Origin of the sequence: Mycobacterium persicum (assembly GCF_002086675.1) — a bacterium.
Taxonomy (GTDB): domain Bacteria; phylum Actinomycetota; class Actinomycetes; order Mycobacteriales; family Mycobacteriaceae; genus Mycobacterium; species Mycobacterium persicum.
The window spans coordinates 1-539 of the sequence record NZ_MVIF01000296.1 but is presented as its reverse complement, the minus strand read 5'-3'; the positions used below and the strand labels follow the sequence as shown (position 1 = coordinate 539).

General features: G+C 75.7%; 1 pseudogene. It reads right to left on the bottom strand.

The window, feature by feature from the left end:
• Positions 1-539: pseudogene (locus BST40_RS30510) on the bottom strand (PE family protein); the annotation flags it as partial.

The following is a 539-nucleotide window of genomic DNA, read 5'->3' as shown; positions in this document are numbered from 1 at the left end:
GTTACCGCCCACGCCGCCGGCGCCGCCGGCGTCGGCTATCCAGGAGTTGGTAAACGGGGGGTTGTCCCACAGGAACATCCCGTTGCCACCGGTGCCGCCGTGTCCGCCGGCGCCCGCATTGCCGTACAGCCACCCGCCGTTGCCGCCATGCCCACCGTTGCCCCCGTAGCCGCCACTGTCGTAGACACTGAGGCCACCGCCGCCGCCGGCCCCGCCGGCTCCACCGGCACCGATCATCCCGGCGGCGCCACCGTTTCCACCGGCCCCGCCGTTACCGCTCACCCCCGCATTTTGAATGGCGTTGAGGTTGTTGGTGGCCCCGTCGGCACCGACGCCGCCTTGCCCCCCGGCGCCGCCGTTACCGGACAGCCATCCGCCGCGGCCGCCGTTGCCGCCATGGCCGCCGCTGCCGGCGCCGTCGGAGTTTCCGCCGCTCCCAAAGGTGCCGCCGGCGCCGCCGGCCGCCCCCGCTCCGCCGGACCCGAACAGACCGGCGGAACCGCCGTCGCCGCCCGCCCCGCCGGCGGCACCTTTGGGAG